The following is a 25,137-nucleotide window of genomic DNA, read 5'->3' as shown; positions in this document are numbered from 1 at the left end:
ACACAACGGACCGCTCCACCATGAACCGCCCTCCCCGCACCCCACGCCCGCTGACCAATCTTCTGCAGGGCAATGCACCCGAGAACGATGCCCCAGCCGATCCCGCCCATGCCAGCCGCCGCAGCTTTGTGCGCCAGTTGGCGCTCGGTGCTGCAGCACTGGGCACCCTGCCCCTGGCGGCCTGCGGCGGCAGCGACGATGCACCGGAGGTGCGCTTTGCGCATGGCGTGGCCAGCGGCGACCCCCTGAGCGACCGCGTCATCCTGTGGACGCGCGTCACGCCGCCCGCCAACCACGGCGCCGACATCCCCGTGCGCTGGGAAGTGGCAAGCGACTCCGCTTTTGCCACCCTGGTGGCCCAGGGCACGGCATCCGCCACGGCGGCCCGCGACTTCACGGTGAAGGTTGATGCCACCGGCCTCAGGCCTGCAACCCCGTACTACTACCGCTTCATGGCCTATGCCGCCACCTCGGCCACGGCGCGCACGCGCACCCTGCCGACCGGCAGCGTGTCTCAGGTGCGCCTGGCCGTGTTCTCCTGCGCCAACTACCCTGCCGGCTACTTCAACGTGTATGCAGAGGCGGCACGCCGCAATGACCTGGACGCGACCGTGCACCTGGGCGACTACGTGTACGAATATGCCCGGGGCGGCTACGCGTCCGCCAATGCCGAGCAACTGGGCCGCCTCTCCCAGCCTGTGGGTGAAATCCTGTCACTGGCCGACTACCGCACGCGCCACGCCCAGTACAAGACCGATGCCGATCTGCAGGCCCTGCATGCCGCCGCCCCCATGATCGCCGTGTGGGACGACCACGAGATCGCCAACGACACCTGGGCCAATGGCGCCGAGAACCACCAGAGCGCGACCGAAGGCAGCTTTGCCGCGCGCAAGGCCGTGGCGATGCAGGCCTACCACGAGTGGATGCCCACCCGCAACGCGCAGCCCGAACTGATCTACCGCAGCTTTGCCTTCGGCGATCTGGTGGCTCTGCACATGCTCGACACCCGCGTGATCGGGCGCGACGAGCAGGCCGACTACAGCCGCTTCTTCACGGCCAGCGGCTTCGATGCCGCGGGCTTCACCGCTGCCGTGGGCGCCCCCACGCGCCAGCTCATGGGCAGCACACAGACCCAGTGGCTGCAGCAGCAGATGGCCGCATCGTCCGCCACCTGGCAGGTGCTGGGCCAGCAGGTGCTGATGGGCCGCATGAACATCCCTGCCCCCATCCTCATCGACACCCTGCAGCCTGGGGCCGGGGTGAGCGTGTCCCAGTACGCGGCCATCGTGGCCAAGGCGCAGGCGGCACCCGCCACGCTGACAGCGACCGAAAAGGGCGTGCTGGCCCAGCCCTCCATCCCCTACAACCTCGATGCCTGGGACGGCTACCAGGCCGCGCGCGAAACCGTGCTGGCCATGGCACGCGGCCTGAACAAGAACCTGGTGGTGCTGTCGGGCGACACGCACAACGCCTGGGCCAACGAGCTGGCCGACCTGGGCGGCAATGCCGTGGGCGTGGAGTTTGCCACCTCGTCCGTCACCTCCCCTGGGTTCGAGGACTACCTGCCCAAGGAAAACCCGGCCGTGCTGGCCGGCGCACTGCAGCAACTGATCTCGCCGCTCAAATACTGCGACACCTCGCGCCGCGGCTACATGCTGCTTACCGCCACGGCCACCGAGTGCCGCGCCGACTGGGTCTACGTGAACACCATCACCAGCCGCAGCTACACCGCCAGCACGGACAAGTCACTCAAGGTGGTGGCCGGCACCGCCGGGCGCGGCCGCATCGTGGCGGTCTGACCGAACCGGACCAGGAAAGAAAAAGGCGGCCGAGGCCGCCTTTCTAGTGCGCAAATGCCACCGCTGGCGGCGGCATCGCAACCGGATCAATGCCGGAAGTGGCGCACGCCGCTGAACACCATGGACACGCCGCGCTCGTTCGCAGCGTCGATGACTTCGTTGTCGCGCATCGAGCCGCCGGGCTGGATCACGCAGGTGGCACCGGCATCGACCACGACATCCAGGCCATCGCGGAAGGGGAAGAACGCGTCGCTGGCCACCACGGTGCCCTGCAGGCTCAGACTGGCATGGCCGGCCTTGATGCTGGCGATGCGGGCCGAGTCGAGGCGGCTCATCTGGCCGGCCCCCACGCCCATGGTCATGCCACCCTTGCAGAAGACGATGGCATTGCTCTTGACGTACTTGGCCACTTTCCAGGCGAACAGCAGGTCTTCCATCTCTTCGAGCGTAGGCTGCTTCTTGGTCACGACCTTGAGGTCGATCAGCGACAGCTCCTGGTTGTCGGCGGTCTGCAGCAGCAGGCCCGAACCGATGCGCTTGGCATCCATGGCGTTGCGGCCACGCTGCCAGTCGGTGGTGCCGCCGTGGGCGGGCAGTGCGATCTTGAGCAGGCGCACATTGGCCTTGGCCTTGAAGACTTCGAGCGCCTCGGCTGTGAAGTCCGGGGCCATGAGCACTTCGACGAACTGCTTGGAGATCTGCTGCGCTGCCTTACCGTCCACCGGGCGGTTGAAGGCGATGATGCCGCCAAAGGCGCTGGTGGGGTCGGTCTGGAAGGCCTTGCCGTAGCTGTCCAGCGCGTCCAGGCCCACGGCCACGCCGCAGGGGTTGGCGTGCTTGACGATGACGCAGGCCGGCGCCTCGAAGCTCTTGACGCATTCCCAGGCGGCATCGGCGTCGGCGATGTTGTTGTACGACAGTTCCTTGCCCTGCAGTTGCACCCCGGTGACCAGCGAGCCGGGCGCGGGGTGCAGGTCGCGGTACAGCGCGGCCTGCTGGTGGGCGTTCTCGCCGTAGCGCAGGTCCTGCACCTTGGTGAAGATGCCATTGCTCTGGCCGGCGAACTGGGCACGCGCGGGCACATAGGTTTCGGACAGCTTCTCTTCCTCGAAGCTGACGGACGAGAGGTAGTCGCTGATCGCGCCGTCGTACTGGGCAATGCGGTTGAATGCCGCCACCGACAGTGCAAAGCGCAGCTTGTCCGAGAGCTTGCCCGAGGCCTTGAGTTCTTCGAGCACGGCGGGGTACTGCGAGGCATCGGTCAGCACGCCCACGTCCTTCCAGTTCTTGGCGGCGCTGCGCACCATGGCGGGGCCGCCTATGTCGATGTTCTCGATGGCGTCGGCCAGCGTGCAACCGGCCTTGACCACGGTGGACTCGAAGGGGTAGAGGTTGACCACCAGCAGGTCGATGGTGTCGATGCCATGCGCCTTGAGCGCAGCCATGTGCTCGGGCAGCTCGCGGCGCGCCAGCAGGCCGCCGTGCACCTTGGGGTGCAGGGTCTTCACGCGGCCGTCGAGCATTTCGGGGAACTGGGTGACCTCGGCCACTTCGGTTACGGGCAGGCCCTTGTCGGCCAGCAGCTTGGCGGTGCCCCCGGTGGACAGCAGCTTGATGCCCAGGGCGTGCAGCGCCTGGGCAAATTCAACAATGCCGGTTTTGTCGGAGACGGAAAGAAGTGCGTTCATGGCAGGTCGGTAAAGGAGTTTGGAATCGGGTGGGGTGCAGTTGCCGGCAACTGCACTGCGGTAGTGGGAAGCGCCAGCGTTGCCCGGCGCAACGGGGCATCAGATCAGCTTGTGTTCCACCAGCTTCTTGCGCAGGGTGTTGCGGTTCAGGCCCAGCCATTCAGCAGCGCGCGACTGGTTGTTGTCGGCCTGCTGCATCACGACTTCCAGCAGCGGCCTTTCGACCACGCGCACCAGCATGTCGTACATGCCATCGGGCGTCTCTCCGCCCAGGTCGCGAAAGTAGCCCTGCAGGCTCTCGCGCACGCATTCTTCAATATGTTTCTTGCTCATGCAGCCAATCCCTCTTGTTCTTCGCTGGGGTCTGCGTCGGCAGCCAGTGTGCTGGCGGCGGGAAAGCGGTCCATCTGCTGCGCCAGGGCATCCAGATAGTCCGCCACCGCCTGCCACTGGGCCGCGCAGTCCTCTATGGTGTTGATGTGTTGTCGAAAGGCTTCGCCGCCCGGCATGGAGCGCAGGTACCAGGCAATGTGCTTGCGCGCACTGCGCACCCCGGTCAGCTCGCCATACAGGCGGTAGTGGTCGTGCAGATGCTCGAGCAGCAGGCGCCGTACCTCGGCCACCAGCGGTGGCGCCAGGTGTTCGCCCGTGGCGAGAAAATGCCCGATCTCGCGGAAGATCCACGGTCGTCCTTGTGCCGCGCGGCCGATCATGATCGCATCGGCCCCCGTGGCGGCCAGCACCTCGCGCGCTTTCTCGGGCGAAGTGATGTCGCCATTGGCCACCACCGGTACGCGCACCGCCGCCTTCACGGCGGCGATGGTGTCGTACTCGGCATGGCCCTTGTAGCCCTGCTCGCGCGTGCGTCCATGCACCGTGAGCATCTGGATCCCCACGGCCTCAAACTGGCGCGCCAGCGCGACGGCGTTCTTGTGCTCCTGGCACCAGCCGGTGCGCATCTTGAGCGTGACGGGCACTTGGTGCGGCGCACAGGCCTCGACCACCGCCTGCGCGATGGACACGGCCAGCGCCTCGTCCTGCATCAGGGCTGAGCCGGCCCACTTGTTGCACACCTTCTTGGCCGGACAGCCCATGTTGATGTCGATGATCTGCGCACCGCGCTCCACGTTGTAGACCGCAGCCTCGGCCATCATCTGCGCCTCGGTGCCGGCGATCTGCACCGCGATCGGCCCCGGCTCCCCTTCATGGTTGGCCCGGCGCGAGGTCTTGAGGCTGTTCCACAAGTCCTTGCGCGAGGTCACCATTTCACTCACGGCATAGCCCGCCCCCAGTTCCTTGCACAGCTGGCGAAACGGCCGGTCCGTGACGCCCGCCATGGGGGCGACGAACAAGCGGTTCGCCAAAGGAATGTGGCCGATGTGCATGGGAAGGATGGGGGTGCGCCGAAGCTGCGAATGCTGAAAAAGGAGGCAGGATTGTACCTGCTCAAAATTTCAGCAAATGAAATCTGCGCGACTTTTACAGCCCGCCTGTGCTGCTGCGCAACAGTGCCGCTGCGCACCCCTCCGGTGATGCCTTGTCAGCGCGCCGCGAGGTCGGTATCGCTGGCCTGTACCGGCATGCCGCGCTGGGCATAGTGCCACCAGGCGCCGGGCAGGTTATCGAACTGGTGGTGCGCCATCAAAGCGCGCAGCCATTGGCGGTTGTGGTGCACGTCCGGCGAGAGGTTCTGCGTGGCAGAGCTCAGCACCCCGGAAGGCGTGCCCATGTCCACCTCGCCTCCATCGGCCAGAGGCCCGCGCACCACCTTGCTGGCACGCATGCCGTCGACCACGATGACCTGCACCACCCAGGCACCTGTCTGGAGATCGCACCGGGCCTTGAGCGCCATCCCTTGGGCCTTGAGGCCGTCTTGCGCAGAGCGCAGGACCGCCGGTTGGCCATTGGCGCCGCAGCCGCGCTCCTGCACCACGCTGATCGCGCCCGATGGCAACGCAGCCACTGGCTGGGGCACGGCCGCCTGGGGGCTTTGCACGCATGCGGCCAGCAGCGCCGCCGCTGCCAGCGATAGCCAGGGGCTGCGGTGGGTTGCGGTGGTGGTGTGGTGGGTGCTGTGCATGGGGGCCTCCTGCTTGAGCGGTAGCGTCCATGAACGATACAAACAGACCTCGCCACGGGCCATGCGCGGATGGCGCGCACCGGTGTAGGACGGAGCCTTCACCCGGCTTTTCGTGCGCGGGGTGCCCCTAAACTCCGGTGCATGGAAATATGGATGCACCAGCTGATGCAGTGGCTGGCCCTGCCGCAGTTCGGCCTGAGCACCGTCTTCGTGGTCTCGTTCATCTCGGCGACACTGCTGCCGCTGGGTTCGGAGCCGGCCGTTTTTGGCCTCATCAAGCTCAACCCGGAGATGTACTGGCCCGCCATCCTGGTGGCCACGGTGGGCAACACCCTGGGCGGCGGGGTCAGTTGGTGGATGGGCCTCGGGGCCCACAAGGCCGTGGACAAGGCCCGTGGGCACACAACCAATGTGCGTGCGCTGGCGTGGCTGGAACGCTTTGGCGCCCGCGCCTGCCTGCTCAGCTGGCTGCCCGTGGTGGGCGACCCGCTGTGCGCCGTGGCCGGCTGGCTCAAGCTGCCGTTCTGGCCGTGCCTGGCCTACATGGCGGTGGGCAAGTTCATGCGCTACATGGTAATGACCACCGTGTTGCTGCACTTCATGCCGGGGCAGATCGGCACCTGATCGCTCAGAAGGGGTGAAGGAATCCGGCGGGCCGAGCAGGCCGTCAAAACGCGTGCGATCTAGGCGCAAAGCACAGCCATAGCTCGGGCTATGGCGAGCATTTGCAACGACGAGCGCGCGCGTTTTGGCGGGATGAGCGGGTATGCCGGGTTCGTTCGCACCTTCTCAGGGTGCGGGCGTACCCAGGAAATCCTTCTCGGTGCCCAGGGGCGCGATGGACGAATCACCCTTGGAGACGGGCTCCTCCACCACCACCTGGTTGCGCCCGCCTTCCTTGGCCATGTACATGGCGGTGTCGGCGCGCGAGAAGAATTCGAGCACCGACTCGCCCAGGATGTACTGTGTGACACCGATGGACACCGACACGCGGCTCTTGAGCACATCGGTCCAGGGATGCGATTCGACGTGCGAGCGGATGCGCTCGCAGGTATTGAGCGCCGGCAGCAGCGAGGTGCCCGGGAAGATCAGCAGAAACTCCTCGCCGCCGTAGCGCCCGAAGATGTCGCCCGCACGCACGTTGTCCTGCGCCACGCGCGAGAAGGTGCGCAGCACCTCGTCGCCACCCAGGTGGCCGAGCTCGTCGTTGATGCGCTTGAAGTGGTCCAGGTCGATGACCGCCAAGCACAGCGGGATGCCGCTTTCATCGGCGAGCTGCTTTTGCTCTTCGAGAGCCGCCACCGTGTAGCGCCGGTTGAAGCAGCCCACCAGCGTGTCGCGCTGCGCATCCTGCTGGATGTTGCGGATCTTGCGGCTGGCGCGGTGCAGCACACGGTGCAGCTTCTGCACCTTGCCGATCAGCAGGATGACGGCCGGCAGCGCGAACGCCAGCGACAGCCAGTGCGCAAGCTCCAGCCGCAGCAGCGCGTCGTTGGACTGCTCTGCGTAGTGCACCGCGATAACCACCGCATAGCCCAGCAGCAGCAGGGCCGCCAGGGCAATGAGCGCACGGCCCGAAACGCGGTACATGGAATAGGCCACGACGACAAAGGCGAACGGCGCCATCAGGATCTGCATGATGGGGTCGAGGTAGCAGATGAGCAGCAGGCCGCCATAGGCCACAGCGGCAATGGGCAGCTTGAGCTGCTTTTCCTTGAAGCGATGGTGCAGGCCCAGTGCAAAAACCATGGCGAACACCGGCACGAACACGGCCACCAGCGCCAGGGCCACGAACACGGTGCGCGTCTGCACCAGGTCCATCGCATGGAACACCAGCATCGCCACGAAATACAAGGCAATCAGGCCACTGGCGATCCACCAGCGGCGGGCACTGGCCAGATCGCGTGGCTGGCCGGCCGCATCCATTTCCCTGCGCGAAGGGTGGTGGTGGATCGCCGTCTCGTCGCTGGAGTCATCGAACTCCAGGATGGCGTCCGTCAGCGGAAAGGCGTCCGTGTTGGCAAACAGCGGCTTCTTGCGTCCGAAGAGCGTCGAGAAAGGGGAGGTGGCGCCCATGGTGGTCTGTGCACTTGGTTGGAAACGTTCGTTTTTTCAGTCAATGGACAGCCAGCAGGGCCTCGCCCGCACAAACATGGCGCACACGCCCAGTCGAGGGCCCCGATCATGGGACCCGGTATTTTAGGTACAGCCTATCGCTATTGCCCCCGTGTTTTCCAGTAGCCACCCCCATCAGCGCCCTGCCGCCACGGCGGCGGAGCCTGCCCGCAGCTGCCACCAGCCCTCCAGGCTGTAGACGAGCAATGCAGCCCAGATAAGCACGAAGCCTGCCAGCCGGGACGGCTGCAGGGGTTCATGGAACAGCCAGACGCCCAGCGCGAACTGCAGGCTGGGCGAGATGTACTGCAGGATGCCCAGCGTCGCCAGGGGCAGCCGGCGGGCACCGGCAGCAAACAGCAGCAGCGGGATGGCCGTGAGCGGCCCCGCCAGCGCCAGCCAGCCAACCGAGGCGGCATCGCCCTGCACCAGCACGCCCTGCCCTTGCCAGGCCCACCAGGCCATGGCACCGAAGGCCAGCGGCGCGAGCATCAGCGTCTCCAGGGTCAGCCCTTCCAGCGCGCCCAGGGGCGCCAGCTTGCGCAGCAGGCCATAGACACCGAAAGTGAGCGCCAGCACCAGCGCGATCCACGGCAGCCGGCCGGTCTGCGCCGTGAGCCACAGCACACCGGCAGCCGCCACGGCCAGCGCCAGCCACTGCCCGCGCCGGGGCCGCTCGTGCAAAAAGAAGAAACCCATGGCCACGTTCACCAGCGGCAGGATGAAGTAGCCCAGGCTGGCGTCCACCACATGCTGGTTCTGCACCGCCCACACATAGGTCAGCCAGTTGGACGAGAGCAGCAGCGCCGACAGCCCGAAGGCCAGCACCACCCGGGGCTGGCGCAGCAGCGCCGGCAGCCAGGCCCACTGCCGGCGCACGCCCAGCACCACCAGCAGGAACAGGAGCGCCCAGGCGGTGCGGTGCACCACCACTTCGAGCGCCGGCACATCGGCCACCTGGCGAAAGTACAGGGGCAAGAGGCCCCAGGCGACATAGGCCAGGCTGGCGTAGAGGATTCCGGTGTTCATGGGTCCATCAGGGCATCGGCACACGGCGCATCGCCGGGGGCACATGAAAAAAATCCCTGCACGCACAAGGCACTGCAGGGATGCGGGGCAGGCGCCGGGAGCATCTGCCGGGGAATCTGCCAGGCGTCAGACGTTGAACAGGAAGTTCAGCACGTCGCCGTCCTTGACGACATATTCCTTGCCTTCGGCGCGCATCTTGCCCGCGTCCTTGGCACCCTGCTCGCCCTTGAGGGCGATGTAGTCGTCGAAGGCGATGGTCTGCGCGCGGATGAAGCCGCGCTCAAAGTCGCCGTGGATCACGCCGGCCGCCTGGGGCGCCGTGTCGCCGATGTGGATGGTCCAGGCGCGCACTTCCTTCACGCCGGCGGTGAAGTAGGTCTGCAGGCCCAGCAGCTTGAAGGCGCCGCGGATCAGCCGGGCCAGGCCTGGCTCGGTCTGGCCCATCTCGGCCAGGAACATGTCGCGGTCCTCGTCGCCCATTTCGGCCATCTCGGCTTCCATCTTGGCGCAGATGGCGACCACGGGGGCGTTCTGGCTGGCGGCATATTCCTTGAGGCGGTCGAGGAAGGGGTTGTTCTCGAAGCCATCCTCGCTCACGTTGCCCACGAACATCGCGGGCTTGGCCGTGATCAGGCACAGGGACTTGAGCAGGGGTTGCTCTTCCTTGGTGATATCGACCGAGCGGGCGGGCTTGCCTTCGTTGAGCGCGGCCTGGATGCGCGTGAGCAGCGTCACCAGCTTGGCGGCGTCCTTGTCGTTGCCTGACTTGGCGGCCTTGCTGTAGCGGTTCAGGGCCTTGTCCACGGTGCCCATGTCGGCCAGGCACAGCTCGGTCTGGATGACCTCGATGTCCGAGATCGGGTCGACGCGGCCGGCCACGTGGATGACGTTGTCGTCCTCGAAGCAGCGCACCACGTTGACGATGGCATCGGTCTCGCGGATGTGGGCCAGGAACTGGTTACCGAGGCCTTCGCCCTGGCTGGCACCTGCCACCAGGCCGGCGATGTCAACGAACTCGACGATGGCCGGCACGATGCGCTCGGGCGAAATGATCTGGGCCAGCTGGGCCAGGCGCGGATCGGGCACCTCGACCACGCCCACATTGGGTTCGATGGTGCAGAACGGGTAGTTCTCGGCGGCGATGCCGGCCTTGGTCAGCGCGTTGAAGAGGGTGGACTTGCCGACGTTGGGCAGGCCCACGATGCCGCATTGGAGGCTCATGGCAGGGCTTTCTGGAATTCGGGAGACAAACCCCGATTTTACGGGGCTGCCGCGCACCCTACCCGCAGCACCCCGGACAAGCCCTCAATCGAAGCGCAGATCGGCCGCCACGCGCTGGCCCACGCGCAGCATCTGGCCCGCGCCCTGGCGCACGATGGCATTCATGCCGAAGGTGATGGCGCCATGGAGGCGCTTGTCCTGGCGGTAGGCGCGCAGGGTGTCGCCCACCGCTGGCGTGCTCTCGGCCGTGGCCGGGTCGATGTCGGGAATGGGGCAGCGCGCGCAGGGCTTGACGGGCACGAGCTGCAGCTCGCCGCCCTCGGCGTCGATGCGGATCTGGTCCACGCGATCTTCGTCGTGCGCCTCCACGCCGGCGAGCACCACGTTGGGGCGAAAACGCTCGATGCCCACGGGCGCGTGGCCGGCGGCGGCCAGACGCTCGTTGAGGCTGTCCATCGATGCCTCGCTGGCCACCAGCACCGGAAAGCCGTCGGCGAACTGGTTCGGCGCCTCCACGCCGCCGGTCCAGTCCATGCTGGACAGGCGGCGCACCTCGGGGTCGAAGCGCACCAGGCGGCAGGGGGTGCCCAGGAAGTCGGTGAACCACTGGGCGGCCACGGCGCCCATGTCCCAGGCGGGCACGGTGTCTCGCCATACCGTCACGGTCATGGGCTCTTCCACCACGTCGATGCCCACGTGCAGGGCCAGCATGCCGGGGGCGCGCAGCACCATCTCCTCGGTCTTGAGCTGGGGGCGGATCAGCGCCATGCGCGGCAGCTCGCGCTGGGTGATGAACTGGCCCTCGGGGTCGACCACCATCCAGGCACGGTCCAGGTCCAGGCCGGTCTCGGTGAGCAGGGCCTCGCGCACCTCGATGCCGGCGCAGGACTTGATGGGGTAGACAAACAGACGGGCGATGGTGCCCGACAGGTCGGATTCGGTGCTGAAGCTCACGCGGCGGCGCTCCTGGAAAAGAACGGACAGGGAAAGGCCCCAATTCTGCACTGCCCCTGCAGGCAACGGAGCCGCTCCTACAATGGGCCGCATGGCGCAAACCTTTGATATCTGTATTCGCGGCGCGGGCATCGTGGGCCGCACCCTGGCCCTGCTGCTGGCGCGCGAGCGGCTGCGGGTGGCCCTGGCGGCCAGCCCAGTCCCCGCAGCAGGTGCCACCTCGGACGTGCGGGCCTACGCCCTGAACAGTGCTTCGCGCACCTTGCTGGAGGGCCTGCGCAGTTGGCCCGACGCAACACATGCCACGGCGGTCACGAGCATGCAGGTGGCGGGCGACCAGGGCGGCGCAGTGCGCTTTGATGCACAGGCCCAGGGGGTGGACGCCCTGGCCTGGATCGTGGACGTGCCTGCTCTGGAGACCCGCCTGGCCGAGGCCGTGCGCTACCAGCCCCAGGTCGAGACGCTCAGCGAGCCGGTGGAGGCCGCGCTGACCGTGGTCTGCGAAGGCCGCGCTAGCCAGACACGCGCCGAGTTTGGGGTGAATTTCGAGGTCACCCCCTATGAACAGCACGCCATTGCCACGCGCCTGACCTGCGAGTTGCCGCACGGCCAGGTGGCGCGCCAGTGGTTTTTGCCCGACGGCATCCTGGCCTTTTTGCCCCTGGGCGGGCCCGAAGGGAACTCCGTGGCGGTCGTGTGGTCTGTTCAGAAGGAACAGGTGCCAGGTTTGCTGGCGCTGGCCCCCGAAGAATTCACAGAGCGGCTGGAAGCGGCGAGCCAGCGGACGCTGGGCAGCCTGCAACTGGCGGGCGAGCGCGCCTCCTGGCCGCTGCAGCAGGCCCGGGCCGACCGCTGGTGCGGTGCCCTGCCGCCCAAGGGCAAGCAGCAGCGCAGCTTTGTGCTGGCCGGCGATGCGGCGCACAACGTGCACCCGCTGGCGGGCCAGGGGCTGAACCTGGGGCTGGCCGATGCCCAGGCACTTGCCGGACTGCTGCACGGGCGGGACTACTGGCGCAGCGTGGCCGACACCAAGCTGCTGCGCCGCTATGAAAGGGAACGCAAGGCCGCGCTGCTGCCCATGGGGCTGGCCACCGACGGGCTGCAGCAGCTGTTCGCCCGCCAGGACGGGCCCTGGCAGGCGCTGCGCAACTGGGGCATGAAGGGCTTCGAGCGCAGCGGACCGATCAAGAATTTCGTGGCCCGCCAGGCCATGGGCATCCACTGACCCACTTACCGGCAACCAGGGGCTGCGCCCATGTGCAGGCCCGCCAGACCCAATTGAAGCGAGCGAGAACACCATGAAACTGATTTCCACCGTGCTGGCAGGCGCCGCGCTGGCCTTGCTGGGCCTGTCGGCCATGGCCCAGGAAGCGGCCATCCGCAAGGCTCTGGCCGAGCGCATTCCGCAGATGAAGCAGATCGACGAGGTCAGCCCCACGGCCATGCAGGGGCTGTACGAGGTGCGCATCGGCACCGACGTGTTCTACACCGATGCCAAGGGCAACTACCTGATCCAGGGCGAGCTGATCGACACCAAGGCACGCCGCAACCTGACGGAAGACCGCATCGCCAAGATCACGGCCGTGGACTTCTCGGCCCTGCCGATCAAGGACGCCTTCACCATCGTTCGTGGCGACGGCAAGCGCAAGGTCGCAGTGTTCGAGGACCCCAACTGCGGCTACTGCAAGCGCTTCGAGCGCGACATGCAGAAGGTGGACAACGTGACGGTGTACCTGTTCCTGTACCCCATCCTGAGCCCCGACTCGGCCGAAAAATCGCGCAACATCTGGTGCTCCAAGGACAAGGTCGCCGCCTGGCAGGACATGATGGTGCGCGACAAGCCCCCCGCGGCCGCCAGCTGCGACACAAACGCGCTGCAGCGCAACTTGGCGTTCGGCAAGAAGCACAAGATCACCGGCACCCCGACTTTGATCTTTGCCGATGGCATCCGCGTGCCGGGCGCCATTGGCGCGCAGGACGTGGAAAAGCGGTTGGCAGAAGCCGCCGCCGACACGCCCACCACGAACTGACAGACATCCGCGGGTCCGGTGCCCCGAGGTGCCAGGCCCCACGCCACGCAAAGCACCGCCCATGGCCACCCAGCGCACCGACGACACCCACCCCGCCCCCGTTCATTACCGCGTCGAACCGGCCGACCTCAACGCCCACCTGTTCTCGGTCACCCTCACAGTGGCCGCGCCGGCCGAGCTGCAGGAGCTGTCGCTGCCGGTCTGGATACCGGGCAGCTACCTGGTGCGCGAATTTTCCAAGAATCTGCAGCAGCTGGGGGCCCGCCAGGGCCGGCGCAGCGTGCCGCTGGCCCAGCTGGAAAAGAACCGCTGGCAGGTGGAGTGCCGCCCTGGCCAGGCACTGGTGCTGACCTACCAGGTCTGCGCCTACGACAACTCGGTGCGCACCGCGTGGCTGGATGCCGCGCGCGGCTTTTTCAACGGCACCAGCCTGTGCCTGCGCGTGCACGGCCAGGAGGACGGCGCGCACACGCTGGAGGTGGCAAGCACCGCCGCCACCGCGCACTGGTCCGTCGCCACGGGGCTGGCGGCGCGCGCCACCGACAAGGCGGGTTTCGGCACCTATGCCGCCGCGCACTACGACGAGCTGGTGGACTGCCCGGTGGAGATGGGCGCCTTCTGGAGCGGGCGTTTCACGGCCGGGGGCGTTGCACACCGTTTCGTCGTCGCGGGCGCCGCGCCCTCGTTCGATGGCAAGCGCCTGCTGGCCGATACGCAGAAGATCTGCGAGACGGCCATGGCCTTCTGGCATGGCGACAAGGGCAAGGCCCCGTTCAAGAGCTACCTGTTCATGCTCAACGCCGTGGGCGACAGCTACGGCGGGCTGGAGCACATCAACTCCACCGCACTGATCTGCGGGCGGCGCGACCTGCCACGCCAGGGCGAAGCGCGCGCAGGCGACGGCTACACCACGCTGCTGGGCCTGATCAGCCACGAGTATTTCCACACCTGGAACGTCAAGCGCCTGCGCCCGGCCGAGCTCACCCGCTACGACTACGGCCGCGAGAACTACACAGAGCTGCTGTGGTTCTTCGAAGGCTTCACCAGCTACTACGACGACCTGCTGCTGCGCCGCGCCGGCCTGATCGACGACGCCACTTACCTCAAGCTGATCACCAAGACCGTCAACCAGGTGCTGCAGACCCCCGGGCGCCACGTACAGACGGTGGCCCAGGCCAGCTTCGATGCCTGGGTCAAGTACTACCGCCAGGACGAGAACACCGCCAACGGCACGGTGAGCTACTACACCAAGGGCTCGCTGGTGGGCCTGTGCCTGGACCTGGCCCTGCGCCGCGACGGCAAGACCACGCTGGACGAGGTGATGCGCGCGCTGTGGAAACGCACCGAAGGCGGCCCCATGACCGAGGCCGACCTGCGTGAGGTGCTGCAGAAGCTGGCGCACCGCTCGTTCGACGCGGAGATCGACGCCTGGGTGCACAGCACGGCCGAGCTGCCGCTGGCCGAACTGGTGGCCGCGCACGGCGTGCTGCTCAAGGCCGAGCGACCGCAACTGGCCCAGCGCCTGGGCATGCGCGTGGCGGAAAACCACAGCGTGCAGATCAAGACCGTGCTGCGCGGCGGTGCCGCCGAAAAGGCCGGGCTGGCCGCGGGCGACGAGTGGCTGGGCGTGCTGGTGGATGGGCAGGGCTGGCGCGTGCAGAAGCTCGACGATGTGGCCTTCTATGCGGGCAGCGAGCACAAGCTGGTGGCCGTGGTGGCGCGCGATGGCCGGCTGCTGCAACTGCCGCTGACCTTGCCGCCCGATGCCGCCGACCGCAAGGGCGCCCCGCCCGACACCATCAGCCTGGGGGTGACCAACAGTGCCGCCGTGGGCCGCTGGCTGGGTTGATGCCAGGCCCCCATCCACGCAAAGCCTTCTTCGCTTGGGTATAGTCGTCCGGCCGAGACAGTCACCCCTATAACTACCCAAGGAGATCCGATTCCATGGCCTACGAAACCATTGAAGTGCGCACCGAAGCCGAGAAGGTCGGCATCGTCACGCTCAACCGCCCCAAGCAGCTCAACGCCCTCAACGACCAGTTGATGGACGAGCTGGGCCAGGCCCTCAAGGCCTTCGATGCCGACGAGAAGATCGGCTGCGTCATCGTCACCGGCAGCGAGCGCGCTTTCGCCGCGGGCGCCGACATCGGTGCCATGGCCAAGTACAGCTTTGCCGAAACCTACAAGGGCGACTACATCACGCGCAACTGGGAGACCATCCGCTCTATCCGCAAGCCCGTGATCGCGGCCGTGAGCGGCTTTGCGCTGGGCGGCGGCTGCGAGCTGGCGATGATGTGCGACTTCATCATCGCCGCCGACAACGCCAAGTTCGGCCAGCCCGAGATCAAGCTCGGCGTGATCCCCGGCGCCGGTGGCACGCAGCGCCTGCCGCGCGCGGTGGGCAAATCCAAGGCCATGGACATGGCCCTCACGGGCCGCATGATGGACGCCATCGAAGCCGAGCGCGCCGGGCTGGTGAGCCGCGTCGTACCCTACGACAAGCTGGCCGACGAAGCCCTGGGCGCTGCCCTCGTCATCGCGGGTTTCTCGCAAATCGCCGTGATGGCCGCCAAGGAATCGGTGAACCGCGCCTTCGAAGGCAGCCTGTCGGACGGCGTGATGTTCGAGCGCCGCCTGTTCCACGCCCTGTTCTCCACCCAGGACCAGAAGGAAGGCATGGACGCTTTCGTGAACAAACGCGCCGCGAACTTTACACACCAATAATTTTTGTTCTATAATTTCGGTCTGCGGTGGTATAGCTCAGTTGGTTAGAGCGCAGCATTCATAATGCTGATGTCGGTGGTTCAAGTCCACCTACCACCACCACATCTAAAAACCCGCTGCGCCCTGGCGCTGCGGGTTTTTTCTTGGGCCGGCGTTGTTTCGGCGCATGGTGTGCACGGTAAGGGCTTGTTCCAAAAGGCCTTTGCCAGTGCACCGGCCGGTAAAATCGCCTTCCCCACCTTGCTTAACAGCCTCTGGATACACACCATGAACCGCTGCACCCCTGCCTTGATTTCCCAAGCCCGCAAAGACCGATCCCCGCTGCGCGCCCTGGCCGCCGCCGGTCTTGCCGCGCTGCTGTGCGCCGCCGCCCCGGTCCAGGCCCAGCAGGTGCCCGGCGGCATGGGCGAGATGCGCAACTTCCCCGATGCCTCGCTGCGCGGCAACCTGACCGTGCTGGCCGGATCCGAGGCCAAGCTCAATGGCAACACCATCCGCATGGCGCCGGGCATGCGCCTGTTCACCCCGCAGAACACGCTGGTGATGCTGCACACCGTGCAGGGCCAGACCTTCAAGGTCAACTACCTGATCGAGAACAGCACGGGCATGCTGCTGTCCGCCTGGATCCTGACCCAGGGCGAGGCGGCCCAGCCACGCAAAGGTCCTGGGGACACGATCCAGTTCAACTTCCGCACCGACTCGGACCCGGTCAAGAAGTAAGCCCGGTCCCGGTGGGCCGCGCGCACGCCCACCACCCCACCCAGAGCGGCCGCCCCACGCGTGCCGCCGCATCCCTATTCGGACACGAGAATTGACTGCCATGGCCAAAAAAGTCTTCATCAAAACCTTCGGCTGCCAGATGAACGAGTACGACTCGGACAAGATGGCCGACGTGCTGCACGCCGCACAGGGCTACGAGCCCACGCAGAACGTGGAAGAGGCCGACCTGATCCTCTTCAACACCTGCTCGGTGCGCGAGAAGGCGCAGGAGAAGGTGTTCAGCGACCTGGGCCGCATCAAGCACCTGAAGGCGCGCGGCGTGAAGATCGGTGTGGGCGGCTGTGTGGCCAGCCAGGAAGGCGCCGAGATCATCAAGCGCGCGCCCTACGTGGACGTGGTGTTCGGCCCCCAGACCCTGCACCGCCTGCCCGAGCTGCTGAACCAGCGCGAGCGGCTGGACCGCCCGCAGGTGGACATCAGCTTTCCCGAGATCGAGAAGTTCGACCACCTGCCCCCGGCGCGGGTCGAGGGCGCGAGTGCCTTCGTCTCCATCATGGAAGGCTGCAGCAAGTACTGCAGCTACTGCGTGGTGCCCTACACGCGTGGCGAGGAGGTCAGCCGCCCGTTCGACGACGTGCTGGTGGAAGTGGCGGGCCTGGCCGACCAGGGCGTGAAAGAGATCACCCTGCTGGGCCAGAACGTGAACGCCTACCTGGGCAAGATGGGCGGCACGGCCGAGATCGCCGACTTCGCGCTGCTGCTGGAGTACGTGTCCGAGATCCCCGGCATCGAGCGCATCCGCTACACCACCAGCCACCCCAACGAGTTCACGCCGCGCCTGATCGCGGCCTACGCCAGCATCCCCAAGCTGGCCAACCACCTGCACCTGCCGGTGCAGCACGGCAGCGACCGCATCCTGATGGCGATGAAGCGCGGCTACACGGCCATGGAATACAAGAGCACGGTGCGCAAGCTGCGCGCCATCCGCCCCGACCTGGCCATGAGCAGCGATTTCATCGTCGGCTTCCCCGGCGAGACCGAGGAAGACTTCGGCAAGATGATGAAGCTGATCGACGACGTCCACTTCGACAACAGCTTCAGCTTCATCTTCAGCCCGCGCCCCGGCACACCCGCCGCCGGCCTGCACGACGACACGCCGCACGAGGTAAAGCTGCGCCGCCTGCAGCACCTGCAGTCGGTGATCAACGCCAATATCAAGTCCATCAGCGAAAGCCGCGTGGGCTCGGTGCAGCGCATTCTGGTGGAAGGCGCCTCCAAGCGCGACGCCACCGAGCTCATGGGCCGCACCGAGTGCAACCGCGTGGTCAACTTCGTGGGCCAGCCGCGCCTGGTCGGCCAGATGGTGGACGTGACCATCACCGAGGCCAAGGCCTACACCTTGCGCGGCGAGGTGGTGGTGCAAGAAATAGCCACGGCCTGAGCTGCGGCCCATTCCACTCTCCATGGCCGAATCGAGCGCTTCACGCGAGGGTGAACCGGGCAGGAACCGCCTGCATGGCCTGTCGTTCCAGCAGTTGCTGCTGCTGGCCTTTTTGCTGATTGCCGGCCTGCTGGGCGCCAGTTCACTGGGGGCCCTGTACTCGCTGGAGCAGCTCATGGTGCAAAGCCGCGAGGGCGCCGTGCAGGCCACGCGCCTGAGCGCCGCTGCGCAGGCCCTGGGCCAGCGCGGCCAGACCATGGAGCGGGCGGCACGGCAATCCCTGGTGCTGGGCGACGCGCAGTTGCGCCGGGGCTTTGACGATATGGCGCGCGACGCCCAGCAGACCTTGCAGCAGCTGCAGGACGGCGGCCTGCCGGCCAGGCACGTGGCCCAGTGGCGCGCCCACCTGGCCACGGTGCAGTCGCTGATGGCGGCACCGGCCGCCGTGTCGCTGGAGAACGAACGCGCCGCAGCCGAGGAGTTCGCCTCGCTCGACACGCTGCACAACGCCATCGTGCAATCGGTGCAGGAGCTCAATGCCGAACGCAACAGCGCCCTGCAGGCCAAGGTCGACGCCAGCCGCCGCGAGGTCACGCACCAGGTGGTGGGCGTGATCGTGCTGGCGCTGGTGCTGGCGCTGTCCTTCGGCATCTGGCTGGCGCGGCCGTTCAAGCGGCTAGAAGGCGCCATCCGCCTCTTGGGCGAGAACGACCTGGAGCAACCCATCCAGATCAATGGCCCGGCCGACGTGCGCCGCGTGGGCCTGCAGCTCGAATGGCTGCGCCTGCGCCTCTTGGAACTCGACTCGGACAAGGCGCGCTTTTTGCGCCATGTATCGCACGAGCTCAAGACCCCGCTGGCCTCCATGCGCGAGGGCGTGGCCCTGCTGCAGGACGGCGTGACGGGCGAGCTCAACCCCGGGCAGCAGGAGGTGGCGCAGATCCTGCACCACAACACGATCATGCTGCAAAACGAGATCGAGGCGCTGCTGCGCTTCAACGCCGCCGCCTTCGAGGCCCGGCAACTGCACCGGCGCGACACCGACCTGATCGCGCTGCTGGAGGCGCAGGTCGAATCCCAGCGCCTGCAGTGGCAGGCCCGCAGCCTGCGCGTGGTGGTACAGGGCTCGCCCGTTTCGCTGGCCATCGACGGCGACAAGATCGCCTCGGCCATCGGCAACCTGCTGTCCAACGCCATCCGCTTCTCGCCCAAGCAGGGTACGGTGCGCCTGGCAGTGTCCCGGGTGCCGGGCCGGGTGCGCATCGACGTCATCGACCAGGGCCCTGGCGTGGCCCCCGCCGACCGGCCCCATGTCTTCGAGCCCTTCTACCGCGGCGCCCGCCAGCCCGAGGATGCCGTGCGCGGCACCGGGGTAGGCCTGTCCATCGTTCAGGAATACATCGGCGCCCATGGCGGCCGGGTGGAACTGGTGGAAGATGGCGACCATTCCTTTTTTCGCATCGAATTGCCCCATGCCTCCTAGCCTGTCATCCACCCGTGCTGCGCGCCGCCACATCGGCGCACTGGTACTGGCGCCCACAGCGCTGCTGGCCGCTTGCATCAGCCCCCCGCCTGCAGGCACGCCGCCTGCCCCCGTGGCGGTGGTGGTGCCAGCCCCCCTGCCCGTGGCACCGCCCCCCGCCGAGCCCCCCCGGGAAACCGCGCCGCAGGCCAGCGCGCCTGCGCCCGAATCTGCCCAGCTCACCCAGGCGCTGGCCTATGCCGACCGCGTGCAGCGCATGCCGCCTGCCGAGCTGACCCGTGAAATCGCCCGCCTGGGTGAGGCCGAAGACACGCTGGCCGCCAGCCCCCTGCACCTGGCGCTGGCCCTGGCCCAGACCCGCCAGCCCGTGGACACGGCCCGCGCCCTGGCGCAGGTGCAGCGCCTGCTGGGCCACAACGACACCGCCACGCAGCCCCTGCAACCCCTGGCGCGCCTGCTGGAAGCACGGCTGCTGCAGCAGCGCCGGCTGGAAGAGCAACTGGAGCGGCAGGCACAGCAATTGCGCGATGCCCAGCGCCGCAACGACCAGCTCAACGAACGGTTGGAGGCCGTGCGTGCCATCGAGCGCAGCATGACCGCCCGGCCACCCGCCCCCGCTGCCAGCGAGGTCCGCTGAAGCCATGCCGCCCACCAGCAAGCCCGCCAGCGGCCGACAACGCATCCTGGTCGTCGATGACGATGCCGACATGCTGCGCCTGCTCTCGCTGCGCCTGAAGGCTGCGGACTACGAGGTGATTGCCGTGGGCTCGGCTGAAGCGGCACTGGCCCAGCTCGAAATGGCCCGGCCCCAGCTGGTGCTCAGCGACGTGCGGCTGCCGGGCAAGGATGGGTTGGCCCTGTTCGACGAGGTGCGCGAGCGCCACCCCTCGCTGCCCGTGATCCTGCTGACCGCGCACGGCACCATCCCCGACGCGGTGGAGGCCACTTCGCGCGGCGTGTTCACCTACCTGACCAAGCCCTACGACGGCAAGGACCTGCTCGAGAAGATTGGGGAGGCCCTGGCGCTGAGCGCCCCGGTCGTGGCCCAGGCCCATGCCAACGAGGCCTGGCGCGCCGAGATCGTGAGCCGCTCCAACCGCATGACCGAGCTGCTGGCCGAGGCCTACATGGTGGCCCAGTCGGACGCCAGCGTGCTGCTGCTGGGCGACAGCGGCGCCGGCAAGGAACTGCTGGCCCAGGCCATCCACCGGGCCAGCCCGCGCGCGGCCAAGCCCTTCGTGGCAGTCAACTGCGGCGCCATCCCCGAGGCCCTGCTCGAATCCGAGCTGTTCGGCCACGTCAAGGGCGCCTTCACCGACGCCACCAGCAACCACAAGGGCCTGTTCCAGGCGGCCGAGGGCGGCACCTTGCTGCTCGACGAGATCGGCGACATGCCGCCGGCCCTGCAGGTCAAGCTGCTGCGCGTGCTGCAGGAGCGGGCCGTGCGGCCTGTGGGGTCAAGCCAGTCCACGCCCATCGACGTGCGCATCATCTCGGCCACCCACCGCGACCTGGAGGCCGCCATGGCCACGGCCCAGTTCCGCGAGGACCTGTACTACCGCCTCAACGTGGTGACGCTGGCACTGCCCACGCTGGCCGAGCGGCGCGAGGACATCGCCCTGCTGGCCAACCACTTCCTGGACCGGCTGGCGCGCAAGTACGACAAGCGCCTGTCGGGCTTTGCGCCCGAGGCGCTCAAGGCCCTGACCACGGCGGCCTGGCCCGGCAATGTGCGCCAGCTGTTCAACGTGGTTGAGCAGGTGTGTGCACTGTCCACCACGCCGCTGGTGCCGCTGACCCTGGTGCAGCGCGCGCTGCGCATCCCCTCGGCCCCGGTGCTGAGCTTTGCCGACGCGCGCCAGCGCTTCGAGCGCGAGTACCTGGTGGGCCTGCTCAAGATGACCGATGGCAACGTGGCCGACGCCGCACGCCTGGCCCAGCGCAACCGCACGGAGTTCTACCGGCTGCTGCAAAAGCATGCGCTGACCCCCGGCCATTTCAAGAGCGACGCCAGCCCGGACGAGGGCCTGGGCGATGACGTCGCCGATGAGCGACAGGAGTAAGTCCTTGATTTCAAAGGGATTGGCGATACACAGCCATCCCCCTGTCGCCATTCGGCGACAAAAACCGGCCTTTTGGGGCCGTTTTGCTGCATTGCACATCTGCTTACAGGCCAACCAGCACCTAAGCTGTTGATATACAAGCTTTTTTTCGAGCTGGCACAGGGTTTGCCCTATATGCCGGCATGGATGCTGTATTTCCCTCCCTTTCACGCCCCCTGCGCCGCAGTGCTGCTGCCGCAGTGGCACTGTCTGCCCTGCTGGCGGCCAGCGTGGCGCAGGCACAGGCGTTCGATTTCGAGAGCCTGACGAAGCTGGCGCGTGAGCGCGCCGACAAGCCTTTCAACGCAGGCAGCGACAAGCTGCCCGCAGACCTGGCCCAGCTCAATTACGACCAGGTGCGTGACATCCGCTACAAGCCCGAGCGTGCCCTGTGGCGCGCAGAGAAGATGCCCTTCGAGGCCATGTTCTTCCACCTGGGCCTGTACCAGACCCAGCCGGTGCGCATCCATGAGGTGATGCTTTCGGGCACGCGCGACATCAGCTACAGCCGCGCCGACTTCGACTACGGCAAGAACACCGTGCAGCCCCAGGCCTGGGGTGACCTCGGTTTTGCGGGCTTTCGCCTGCACAACCACCTCAATTCGCCCGAGTACAAGGACGAGCTGGCGGTGTTCCAGGGCGCGAGCTATTTCCGCGCACTCGGTGCGGGCCAGCAGTACGGCCTGTCGGCGCGCGGCTTGGCGATCGACACCGTGGGCGGCACGGGCGAGGAGTTTCCGCGCTTCACCGACTTCTGGCTGGTCAAGCCCGGGCCCCAAGGCAAGCAAGTCACGGTATTCGCGCTGCTCGACTCGCCCCGCGCCACGGGTGCCTACCGCTTCGACATCACGCCCGGGCCACAGACGCTGACCACCGTGCGCGCCCGGGTCTTCGTGCGCGGCAACGCCGCCAAGCCCATCGGCATGCTGGGCGTGGCGCCGCTGACCAGCATGTTCTTCTTTGGCGAGAACCAGCCGCGCAAGCAGGACTTTCGCCCCGAGGTGCACGACTCCGACGGCCTGATGGTCGCCACGGGCGAGGGTGAATGGCTGTGGCGCCCGCTGCAGAACCCGGGCAGCACGCTGGTGACCTCGTTCACCACCACCAACCCCAAGGGCTTCGGCCTGATGCAACGCGACCGCCAGTGGGCCAGCTACGAGGACGTGGAAGCCCGCTACGAACGCCGCCCCAGCGCCTGGGTGCGCCCCTTGCACGACTGGGGCCCGGGCCGGGTGGAGCTGGTGCAGAACAACACGCCCGACGAAACGCACGACAACATCGTCGCCTACTGGGTGCCGGCCAAGCTGCCCGCCCCGGGCACGCCGCTGGAGTTCTCGTACGAGCTCGGCTGGCAGGGCGATGAACAGCAGCGCCCGCCGGGCAGCTGGGTCACGCAGTCTCGTCGCGGCATGGGCTTTACCCAGCAAAGCGCGCAGGAGCTGCGCCAGCAGGTGCAGTACGTGGTCGATTTCACCGGCCCGGCGCTGGCCGCCCTGCCCACCGATGCCGCCGTGAAGGCCGTGGTCACCGCCGACGCCAACGGCAAGGTTCTCGAAAACGCGGCCTACCGCAACCCTGCCACCGGGCAGTGGCGCATGACCGTGCGCGTACAGCGCCAGCAGGCCGATCGCCCGATCGAGCTGCGCGCCTTCCTTCAACACGACAACCACGCTGTGAGCGAAACATGGACGCACATCATTCTTCCCGAGTAAGCCCGTCAGAGCCCCTCGCCTCTGAAGACCGTGGTGCCCCTCGCACGCAGCGCAGCACGCTGCGCGAGGAGCGCCACCCCAATTCCGTCACCGCGCCGCCGCTCAACCGCGGCTCCATGGTGCCCCTGCCCTGGCGCGGCTTCTGGAACAGCATTGGCACCGCGCTGCTGCTGCGCTTGACCGGCCGCCCCGGCGCCGCCGCACCAGCCACCCCGGCCGGCATGCAGCACGAGGCCTGGCAGGGCGCGGCCCAGCGCCGCCGTTGGACCTTTGCGCTGCTCACGGTGCTCAGCACCACGCTGGCCACCACCCTGTTCGCCGGTGTGCAGCCCGACTACGACAACGCCTGGCTGGGCTATGGCCAGATGGCGCTGTTCGCGTTGCTCTCGGCCTGGGTGGTCACCGGCTTCATGACCGGGATGATGGGTTTTTGGGTCATGCTGCGCGGCGACCGCCATGCACTGTCGGCCAAGAGCGTGGCATCCGCCCAGCTCTCGCCCGAGGCGCGCACGGCCATCATCATGCCGATCTGCAACGAGGACGTGGCCACGGTGTTCGCCGGCCTGCGCGCCACCTGCGAGTCGGTCGCGGCCACGGGCCACGGCGCCACCTTCGACGTGTTCGTGCTGTCCGACAGCTACGACAAGGACATCGCCCGGGCCGAGCATGCCGCCTGGGAGGACCTGCGCAGCGCCCTGGCCGAGCATGGCCAGCAGCCCCAGGTGCAGGTGTACTACCGCCTGCGCACGCGCCGCAGCCACCGCAAGGCGGGCAACGTGGCCGACTTCTGCCGCCGCTGGGGCAAGGACTACCGTTACATGGTGGTGCTCGATGCCGACAGCGTGATGAGCGGCGACTGCATCGTCTCGATGGCCAAGCTGATGGAAGCAAACCCCAGCGCCGGCATCGTGCAAACGGCCACGCAGGCCATTGGCCACGTCACGCTGCACGCCCGCGCGCAGCAGTTCGCCTCGCGCGTCACCGGCCGCCTGTTCACCCTGGGCATGCAGTACTGGCAACTGGGCGAGTCGCACTACTGGGGCCACAACGCCATCATCCGCATGGAGCCGTTCATGCAGCACTGCGCGCTGGCCCCCATCGCAGGCAAGGGCGGCCTGTCGGGCGGCATCATGTCGCACGACTTTGTCGAGGCCGCGCTGATGCGCCGCGCCGGCTACCACGTGTGGCTGGTGTCGGACCTGATCGGCAGCTATGAGCAGCAACCGCCGGACCTGCTGGCCGAGCTGCAGCGCGACCGCCGCTGGTGCCAGGGCAATCTGCAGAACGCCCGCCTCATGGCCGAGCCCGGCATCCATGCCGTGCACCGCTCGATGTTCGTCACCGGCGCCATGGCCTACCTGTCGGCGCCGCTGTGGCTGGCCTTCCTGACGCTGGGCACGGCCCTGTGGCTGTCGGGTGCCCCTGTGGTGGCCAACTGGCACATCCTGCCGGCCGAACTGCTGGGCCTGTGGGGCTGGACGGTGTCCATGCTGTTCCTGCCGCGCATCCTGGGCGTGACGGCCGTCTTCATGCGCAAGGAGCAGTCGCAGTACGGTGGCGGCTGGAGCCTCGTCAAGAGCGCCGTGGTCGAGAGCGTGCTGGCCATTTTGCAGGCGCCCGTGCGCATGCTGGCCCACTCGCTGTTCGTGCTGCTGGCCATCACCGGCCTGGAGCTGCAGTGGAAGTCACCACCCCGCGAAGCCAATGCCGTGCCCTGGGGCCAGGCCACGCGCCAGCTCGCCCCGATGACCGCCGTGATCGCCCTCTTGGCCCTGGGCGTGGCCTTCGTCGATGGCAGCGCCCTGCTGTGGCTGATGCCCGTGGGCCTGCCGCTGGCGCTGGCCATTCCGCTGGCGGTGCTGACCAGCCAGATCGCCCTGGGCAAGGCGATGCGTGCGCAGCGCCTGCTGCTGATCCCCGAGGAGTCGTGGTCGCCCCCCGTGCTGCGCCGCGCCTGGCTGCATGCCAGCCGCCTGGCACGGCCGGCGCTGCGGGCCGCATGATGAAAGCGTGACATTTGCCACACAAACACGAAGCCG

Annotated in this window: 21 protein-coding genes and 1 tRNA gene; 14 read left to right on the top strand and 8 right to left on the bottom strand. The window is 67.5% G+C overall.

Going from position 1 to position 25,137, the window contains the following annotated elements; genetic code table 11:
* Positions 1-20: 20 nt before the first annotated feature.
* Complete coding sequence (locus ASE31_RS11320) at positions 21-1,799, top strand: alkaline phosphatase (RefSeq protein ID WP_057201741.1); 1,779 nt, start codon at positions 21-23, stop codon at positions 1,797-1,799.
* An 86-nt stretch (positions 1,800-1,885) separates the two neighbouring features.
* Here the strand turns inward: ASE31_RS11320 and purH are convergent, their stop codons facing one another.
* From purH to ASE31_RS11300, 4 genes are all read right to left on the bottom strand, one after another.
* On the bottom strand, positions 1,886-3,487 hold the full coding sequence (gene purH / locus ASE31_RS11315; RefSeq protein ID WP_057201740.1) for a bifunctional phosphoribosylaminoimidazolecarboxamide formyltransferase/IMP cyclohydrolase: 1,602 nt from the start codon (positions 3,485-3,487) through the stop codon (positions 1,886-1,888).
* Between the two features lie 99 nt (positions 3,488-3,586).
* On the bottom strand, positions 3,587-3,820 hold the full coding sequence (locus ASE31_RS11310; RefSeq protein ID WP_057201739.1) for a Fis family transcriptional regulator: 234 nt from the start codon (positions 3,818-3,820) through the stop codon (positions 3,587-3,589).
* Entirely contained in the window at positions 3,817-4,872 is a 1,056-nt protein-coding gene (gene dusB, locus ASE31_RS11305) for a tRNA dihydrouridine synthase DusB (protein WP_057201738.1), read from the bottom strand. Before dusB ends, ASE31_RS11310 begins: the two co-directional genes overlap by 4 nt.
* Positions 4,873-5,027: 155 nt before the next feature.
* Positions 5,028-5,567 carry a M15 family metallopeptidase gene (locus ASE31_RS11300; protein ID WP_057201737.1) on the bottom strand — a complete coding sequence of 180 codons (540 nt, stop codon included), beginning with the start codon at positions 5,565-5,567 and terminating at the stop codon, positions 5,028-5,030.
* 153 nt (positions 5,568-5,720) lie between these two features.
* Between ASE31_RS11300 and ASE31_RS11295 the strand changes: the two genes are divergently transcribed.
* Positions 5,721-6,191, top strand: a complete 471-nt coding sequence (locus ASE31_RS11295; protein WP_200961103.1) for a YqaA family protein — start codon at positions 5,721-5,723, stop codon at positions 6,189-6,191.
* A gap of 165 nt (positions 6,192-6,356) precedes the next feature.
* Here ASE31_RS11295 and ASE31_RS11290 read toward each other — a convergent pair whose 3' ends face one another.
* The 4 genes from ASE31_RS11290 to ASE31_RS11275 all read right to left on the bottom strand — a co-directional run bounded on the left by ASE31_RS11290 (position 6,357) and on the right by ASE31_RS11275 (position 10,886).
* Positions 6,357-7,643 carry a GGDEF domain-containing protein gene (locus ASE31_RS11290; protein WP_057201735.1) on the bottom strand — a complete coding sequence of 429 codons (1,287 nt, stop codon included), beginning with the start codon at positions 7,641-7,643 and terminating at the stop codon, positions 6,357-6,359.
* A gap of 174 nt (positions 7,644-7,817) precedes the next feature.
* Positions 7,818-8,711 (bottom strand): EamA family transporter RarD, encoded by an 894-nt coding sequence (gene rarD / locus ASE31_RS11285; RefSeq protein WP_057201734.1) that lies wholly within the window; start codon positions 8,709-8,711, stop codon positions 7,818-7,820.
* Between the two features lie 126 nt (positions 8,712-8,837).
* Complete coding sequence (ychF, locus tag ASE31_RS11280) at positions 8,838-9,932, bottom strand: redox-regulated ATPase YchF (protein WP_057201733.1); 1,095 nt, start codon at positions 9,930-9,932, stop codon at positions 8,838-8,840.
* 84 nt (positions 9,933-10,016) lie between these two features.
* On the bottom strand, positions 10,017-10,886 hold the full coding sequence (locus ASE31_RS11275) for an MOSC domain-containing protein (RefSeq protein WP_057201732.1): 870 nt from the start codon (positions 10,884-10,886) through the stop codon (positions 10,017-10,019).
* Between the two features lie 91 nt (positions 10,887-10,977).
* On the opposite strand from ASE31_RS11275, the gene ASE31_RS11270 reads away from it, so the two are divergent.
* The 12 genes from ASE31_RS11270 (at position 10,978) to mdoH (ending at position 25,101) form a co-directional block, all read left to right on the top strand.
* Positions 10,978-12,111: an FAD-dependent monooxygenase gene (locus ASE31_RS11270; RefSeq protein ID WP_057202482.1), complete on the top strand. Its 1,134-nt coding sequence runs from the start codon at positions 10,978-10,980 to the stop codon at positions 12,109-12,111.
* A 73-nt stretch (positions 12,112-12,184) separates the two neighbouring features.
* Complete coding sequence (locus tag ASE31_RS11265) at positions 12,185-12,916, top strand: DsbC family protein (RefSeq protein WP_057201731.1); 732 nt, start codon at positions 12,185-12,187, stop codon at positions 12,914-12,916.
* A gap of 61 nt (positions 12,917-12,977) precedes the next feature.
* Positions 12,978-14,765, top strand: a complete 1,788-nt coding sequence (locus tag ASE31_RS11260; RefSeq protein ID WP_057201730.1) for a M61 family metallopeptidase — start codon at positions 12,978-12,980, stop codon at positions 14,763-14,765.
* Positions 14,766-14,860: 95 nt separating this feature from the next.
* Entirely contained in the window at positions 14,861-15,640 is a 780-nt protein-coding gene (locus ASE31_RS11255; RefSeq protein ID WP_057201729.1) for an enoyl-CoA hydratase, read from the top strand.
* 25 nt (positions 15,641-15,665) lie between these two features.
* Positions 15,666-15,742, top strand: a tRNA-Met gene (locus tag ASE31_RS11250).
* A 165-nt stretch (positions 15,743-15,907) separates the two neighbouring features.
* Positions 15,908-16,360, top strand: coding sequence for a hypothetical protein (locus ASE31_RS11245; protein WP_057201728.1), 453 nt, complete (start codon positions 15,908-15,910; stop codon positions 16,358-16,360).
* Positions 16,361-16,460: 100 nt separating this feature from the next.
* Positions 16,461-17,801, top strand: coding sequence for a tRNA (N6-isopentenyl adenosine(37)-C2)-methylthiotransferase MiaB (miaB, locus tag ASE31_RS11240; protein ID WP_057201727.1), 1,341 nt, complete (start codon positions 16,461-16,463; stop codon positions 17,799-17,801).
* A gap of 22 nt (positions 17,802-17,823) precedes the next feature.
* Positions 17,824-19,284 carry a sensor histidine kinase KdpD gene (locus ASE31_RS11235; RefSeq protein ID WP_057201726.1) on the top strand — a complete coding sequence of 487 codons (1,461 nt, stop codon included), beginning with the start codon at positions 17,824-17,826 and terminating at the stop codon, positions 19,282-19,284.
* Entirely contained in the window at positions 19,274-19,921 is a 648-nt protein-coding gene (locus tag ASE31_RS11230) for a hypothetical protein (protein WP_057201725.1), read from the top strand. Before ASE31_RS11235 ends, ASE31_RS11230 begins: the two co-directional genes overlap by 11 nt.
* 4 nt (positions 19,922-19,925) lie before the next feature.
* A complete protein-coding gene (locus ASE31_RS11225; RefSeq protein ID WP_057201724.1) occupies positions 19,926-21,347 on the top strand; it encodes a sigma 54-interacting transcriptional regulator in 1,422 nt (473 codons plus the stop codon).
* Positions 21,348-21,529: 182 nt separating this feature from the next.
* Positions 21,530-23,098, top strand: coding sequence for a glucan biosynthesis protein G (locus ASE31_RS11220; RefSeq protein ID WP_200961102.1), 1,569 nt, complete (start codon positions 21,530-21,532; stop codon positions 23,096-23,098).
* Positions 23,071-25,101, top strand: a complete 2,031-nt coding sequence (gene mdoH / locus ASE31_RS11215; RefSeq protein ID WP_057201723.1) for a glucans biosynthesis glucosyltransferase MdoH — start codon at positions 23,071-23,073, stop codon at positions 25,099-25,101. Before ASE31_RS11220 ends, mdoH begins: the two co-directional genes overlap by 28 nt.
* Positions 25,102-25,137 lie beyond the last annotated feature (36 nt).

The organism is Acidovorax sp. Root217 (assembly GCF_001428645.1).
GTDB lineage: Bacteria > Pseudomonadota > Gammaproteobacteria > Burkholderiales > Burkholderiaceae_C > Acidovorax.
Note: the sequence above shows the minus strand (reverse complement) of the source record. Positions and strands in the feature narration are given on the sequence as shown.

Coding starts and splice junctions, on each gene's coding strand:
- ASE31_RS11320 (WP_057201741.1), top strand. CDS start 21: ATGAACCGCCCTCCCCGCACCCCACGCCCGCTGACCAATCTTCTGCAG.
- purH (WP_057201740.1), bottom strand. CDS start 3,487: ATGAACGCACTTCTTTCCGTCTCCGACAAAACCGGCATTGTTGAATTT.
- ASE31_RS11310 (WP_057201739.1), bottom strand. CDS start 3,820: ATGAGCAAGAAACATATTGAAGAATGCGTGCGCGAGAGCCTGCAGGGC.
- dusB (WP_057201738.1), bottom strand. CDS start 4,872: ATGCACATCGGCCACATTCCTTTGGCGAACCGCTTGTTCGTCGCCCCC.
- ASE31_RS11300 (WP_057201737.1), bottom strand. CDS start 5,567: ATGCACAGCACCCACCACACCACCACCGCAACCCACCGCAGCCCCTGG.
- ASE31_RS11295 (WP_200961103.1), top strand. CDS start 5,721: ATGCACCAGCTGATGCAGTGGCTGGCCCTGCCGCAGTTCGGCCTGAGC.
- ASE31_RS11290 (WP_057201735.1), bottom strand. CDS start 7,643: ATGGGCGCCACCTCCCCTTTCTCGACGCTCTTCGGACGCAAGAAGCCG.
- rarD (WP_057201734.1), bottom strand. CDS start 8,711: ATGAACACCGGAATCCTCTACGCCAGCCTGGCCTATGTCGCCTGGGGC.
- ychF (WP_057201733.1), bottom strand. CDS start 9,932: ATGAGCCTCCAATGCGGCATCGTGGGCCTGCCCAACGTCGGCAAGTCC.
- ASE31_RS11270 (WP_057202482.1), top strand. CDS start 10,978: ATGGCGCAAACCTTTGATATCTGTATTCGCGGCGCGGGCATCGTGGGC.
- ASE31_RS11265 (WP_057201731.1), top strand. CDS start 12,185: ATGAAACTGATTTCCACCGTGCTGGCAGGCGCCGCGCTGGCCTTGCTG.
- ASE31_RS11260 (WP_057201730.1), top strand. CDS start 12,978: ATGGCCACCCAGCGCACCGACGACACCCACCCCGCCCCCGTTCATTAC.
- ASE31_RS11255 (WP_057201729.1), top strand. CDS start 14,861: ATGGCCTACGAAACCATTGAAGTGCGCACCGAAGCCGAGAAGGTCGGC.
- ASE31_RS11245 (WP_057201728.1), top strand. CDS start 15,908: ATGAACCGCTGCACCCCTGCCTTGATTTCCCAAGCCCGCAAAGACCGA.
- miaB (WP_057201727.1), top strand. CDS start 16,461: ATGGCCAAAAAAGTCTTCATCAAAACCTTCGGCTGCCAGATGAACGAG.
- ASE31_RS11235 (WP_057201726.1), top strand. CDS start 17,824: ATGGCCGAATCGAGCGCTTCACGCGAGGGTGAACCGGGCAGGAACCGC.
- ASE31_RS11230 (WP_057201725.1), top strand. CDS start 19,274: ATGCCTCCTAGCCTGTCATCCACCCGTGCTGCGCGCCGCCACATCGGC.
- ASE31_RS11225 (WP_057201724.1), top strand. CDS start 19,926: ATGCCGCCCACCAGCAAGCCCGCCAGCGGCCGACAACGCATCCTGGTC.
- ASE31_RS11220 (WP_200961102.1), top strand. CDS start 21,530: ATGGATGCTGTATTTCCCTCCCTTTCACGCCCCCTGCGCCGCAGTGCT.
- mdoH (WP_057201723.1), top strand. CDS start 23,071: ATGGACGCACATCATTCTTCCCGAGTAAGCCCGTCAGAGCCCCTCGCC.